Raw genomic sequence first — 3,693 nt, forward strand, 5'->3', positions numbered from 1 at the left:
AGCGTGCGCCGCGCTTGACGGATTTTTGCGGAACTCTCGCGTCCGGGAGACGACCGCAGGCGCACTAGGGAGAAATCCTGAAATCCATGAACCCTGTCGGCGGGCGCGCAGACCCATTGAGAGGCGCGCGAAATGACGCACGCCGGACGCGTTCGGCTCGGCTTCACACCAGCAGGAGATAGACCAGCGCAACCAGGGCCGCCCCAACGCCGGTAACGATCAGGGCGTAATCGGTGCGGAGGTCGTCCTGCACGTCGAATGAGGTTTGGGTCTCTTTGCTCATGGCGACGGTCTAAGCCAGGCCCGGCCAGACTTATGTGAAGCAGATCACATCTCCCCGGATTCTTTCGGGGGTATTGCCGGAACTGGGGGGCGGGCCCGGGATTATCTCTTTTCCGCCGACAAGAAAACGAGGCGACCAATGCGGCCAGAACGGCAGCAGCAGGATTGGCGAAGTGAGGCAGGCAGCCGGCGTTGGCTGTCGGGGCTGATAGCGGCCATGAAGCAAGCGGAACGGCCTGAGGTGCGTCGCCAGCCGGTCGCACCCGAGATCTTGCTGGAGTTGCGTGCCCAACTGGCGTTGTCGACCGCTTTTCCGGCCTCCCGGATCTCGACCCTGCGTCACTAAGACCTGTTACCCGCCAGCTTGAGCCTGGGTCTGGTCGCGCCTCCGGCGGCCGCGGCCGGGCGTCCTCCCGCGCGATGTAGTCGCGGGTCATCGGCACGATGCCCTGCCGGTGGGTGAGCTGGATCCGCAAGTTCACATGGCTTGCTTGCGGCACGCCATCGCGCAGGCAGCCAGATCCAGTGAGCCGGTTTTGGCCGCGCTATTGTGCTGTATTTTAAGCCGATATTCGAAAAAGCGCTTGTTCACATCCGCGCGCGTGGAGCCTTCCATTCGCAGCTCAATCGGTTAAAAGGTGACCGCCGCCGCGCCGATGCCGGCTGCATTGGCGCAAAATTCAACGGAGATGATTTGAATGTCGAGCCGAGCGCTCAGCCTCGCGACGGTGTTGCTTCTGATCGGGTTCGGTGCGGCCGATTCCGTTCTCGCGCAGGCGACGAACCTCGAGGCCGGCAAGACGCCCTCCCAGCTTTTCAACCAGACCTGCAATGTCTGCCACAAGAGCCCGCGCGGACTTCTAAAATCCGTGGCGCCGGGTTCGCTGCCGGGATTCCTGCGCCAGCACTACACCACGAGCTCGGACATGGCAGGCGTCCTTGCGACCTATCTGATCTCCAACGGCGCCACCGACACGCGCTACCAGGCCAAGGACGGCAAGAAGGACGCGGGCAGCAATCCCGAGCATCAGGGCCGCCGCCCGCGCGCGCAGGATGCGGCCAGGCCTGAGGGCGAGGCTGCGGCTCCCGCTGCGGAAGGCGCGCGCCAGAGGCGCGCCACGCGGCCCGCCGAGGAAGGCGCGAAGCCGGAGGGCCAGGCCGCGCCCGAGGGACGCAAGGGCAAGCGCCGCGTCCAGCCCGGCACTGAGGACGCCCCGAAGGTCGATTCAGCCGCGCCTGCGAGCGCAGACAAGAAGAGCGAACCGAAGACCGAGCCCGACAGCGGCAAGGCATCCGCCGAGCCCAAGCCGGAGAGCAGCTCCCGCAGCAGCAGCGATACACCGGCGCCACGTCCCGATCCGGTCCCGCAGGTGACGCCCGCGGCTCCAGCCGCCGCCAAGCCCGCCGAGCCGGTCGCGCCCAAGCCGGTCGAAGAGGCTTCTCCGAAACCTGCCGCCAGCTCCGAGCCGGCTCCGGCACCCAAGCCGCAGGAGCAGGCGCCGCCCGCGGCCGCCGCCGCTCCGCCGCCGGCGCCGCCCGCGCCCTCCGGATCTCCTGCCCCGCCGATCTCGCGCTAAGTAACCAACACGATCGAAGGCCGCGTCCATCGCGGCTTCCGTATCATATTGACCTGGCGTGGAGCATTACTCTAGAGTAGTACTCCAGGAGGGCGCGGTGGCAACCAGCGTGCGGGACGATCTTTTGGCAGCCGGGCTGGTGGTCTTCGACCGCGTCGGCTTCGAGGCGGCGACGGTCGCCGCGATCCGCACCCGGGCGCGCACCTCCAATGGCAGCTTCTTTCACGTCTTCGGCTCGAAGAATGAGCTCGCCGGCGCGCTGTTCCTGGAGGTCTTGCGGCACTATCACGCCGCGGTGCTGGCCGCGCTCGATCCGCTGCCCGGCGCCGAGCAGGGCATCGATCGCCTGATCCGGGCGCATCTCGATTGGGTCGCGACCTGCCGGCGCGAGGCGCGCTACCTCTTCGAGATCTCGCGCAGCGAATGGACAGAGGACATTCGCGACGCCCAGCGCGCACAGAATGCGTGCCTTGCTGACGGCATCGAGCGCTGGCGCGCGCCGCTGGTCGCAAGCGGCGAGCTTCTCCCGATGACGCCGGTGATGTTCATCAGCCAACTGATTGGCCCGGCGCAGATCTTCTGCCGCGCCTTCCTGTCGGGGCGCGACCGCACCGATCCGCGCGTTGAGGCGGACACGCTGATCGCCTGCGCCAATCGGGCACTGAGGCCGTGCGAGCGGATCAACTAGCAATAGGGAGAGACTGCATGGCCAGCGAAGCTGATCCGGAATTCGCGCCGATTGCGGAGCGCATCCACAGCAATGTCGGCCGGCAGGGTTTCATGAACCTGGTCGGCGCCGAGCTCTTGGAATTGTCGCGTGGCACCTGCACCATCGCTGTGGAGCGCCGGCCGGAGCTGTTGCAGCAGCACGGTTTCTTTCATGGCGGCGTGACCGCCTTCCTCGTCGACAACGCCACGACGATCGCGGCCGCCACGTCGCGCGGTCAGTCTGCGCTGACGGCGGAGTACAAGCTCAATCTGTTGTCGCCTGCGGTCGGCGAGAAGCTGATCTGCCGTGCCCGCGTGATCAAGCCCGGCCGCCAGGTCGCGGTGGTCGCGGCCGATGTGTTCTGTCTCAGCGATGGGATCGAGAAGCACACCGCGACCGCGCTGGCTTCGATTGCGATGCTCAGCGAGGACGTCGCGGTCAAAACGAAAAGCCCGGCCGCCTGAGGCAGCCGGGCTTCGTTATTTCTTTGTCGTTGCCGGGCTTGACCCGGCAATCCATCAAGAAGTCTCTTTGACGATGCATGCGCGGGTCAAGCCCGCGCATGACGAGTTGTGTCTTACTTCTCTTCCGCGGCCGGCGCTGGTGCTTCGTCGTCGAGCTGGGCGTCCGGATCGAAGAACTCGCCGGCGGCGGCGATCGCCTCGGCGGCCGCGTCGCGGTCCTCGTTGCGGGTCGAGATATCCTCGCCGCGGTTGATGCGCTCGGCCTCGTCCTGGCTGCGCGCGACCGTCACGGTGATCTCGACCTCGACCTCGGGGTGCACGGCGACGGTGATCGTGTGCTTGCCGATGGTCTTGATCGGCGCATCGAGCTGGATTTGTGGGCGAGCCAGCGAAACGCCGTCGGCTTCGAACGCGATGACGATGTCACGCACGTTGACCGAGCCGAACAGCTGGCCGGCTTCCGACGCCTGGCGGATCACGATGATGTTCTTGCCTTCGATCTTCTCGGCGACCTTGGACGCCTCGGCCTTCGAGGCGAGGTTGCGGGCTTCGAGCTCGGCCTTCATCCCGTCATACTTGGACCGGTTGTCGGCGGTGGCACGCAGCGCCTTGCCGCGCTTGAGCAGGAAATTGCGGGCGTAGCCATCGCGAACCTTCACGA

4 protein-coding genes and 1 pseudogene are annotated in these 3,693 nt (G+C 66.3%); 3 read left to right on the top strand and 2 right to left on the bottom strand.

Annotated elements, in window-relative coordinates; all coding sequences use genetic code 11:
• Positions 1-624: 624 nt before the first annotated feature.
• A pseudogene (locus tag JHD07_RS34350) lies at positions 625-802 on the bottom strand (SAM-dependent methyltransferase); the annotation flags it as partial.
• 178 nt (positions 803-980) lie between these two features.
• Between JHD07_RS34350 and JHD07_RS34355 the strand changes: the two are divergent.
• The 3 genes from JHD07_RS34355 (at position 981) to JHD07_RS34365 (ending at position 3,032) form a co-directional block, all read left to right on the top strand.
• The gene (locus tag JHD07_RS34355; RefSeq protein ID WP_291630242.1) at positions 981-1,859 is read left to right on the top strand and encodes a hypothetical protein; all 879 of its coding nucleotides are present in this window, start codon (positions 981-983) and stop codon (positions 1,857-1,859) included.
• Between the two features lie 97 nt (positions 1,860-1,956).
• Positions 1,957-2,547: a TetR/AcrR family transcriptional regulator gene (locus JHD07_RS34360; RefSeq protein ID WP_291630244.1), complete on the top strand. Its 591-nt coding sequence runs from the start codon at positions 1,957-1,959 to the stop codon at positions 2,545-2,547.
• 17 nt (positions 2,548-2,564) lie between these two features.
• Complete coding sequence (locus JHD07_RS34365) at positions 2,565-3,032, top strand: PaaI family thioesterase (protein ID WP_291630246.1); 468 nt, start codon at positions 2,565-2,567, stop codon at positions 3,030-3,032.
• 113 nt (positions 3,033-3,145) lie between these two features.
• Here JHD07_RS34365 and rplI read toward each other — a convergent pair whose 3' ends face one another.
• Positions 3,146-3,691 (bottom strand): 50S ribosomal protein L9, encoded by a 546-nt coding sequence (gene rplI, locus JHD07_RS34370; RefSeq protein ID WP_291630248.1) that lies wholly within the window; start codon positions 3,689-3,691, stop codon positions 3,146-3,148.
• Between the last annotated feature and the right edge of the window lie 2 nt (positions 3,692-3,693).

Source organism: Bradyrhizobium sp., assembly GCF_016462955.1.
Lineage (GTDB): Bacteria > Pseudomonadota > Alphaproteobacteria > Rhizobiales > Xanthobacteraceae > Bradyrhizobium.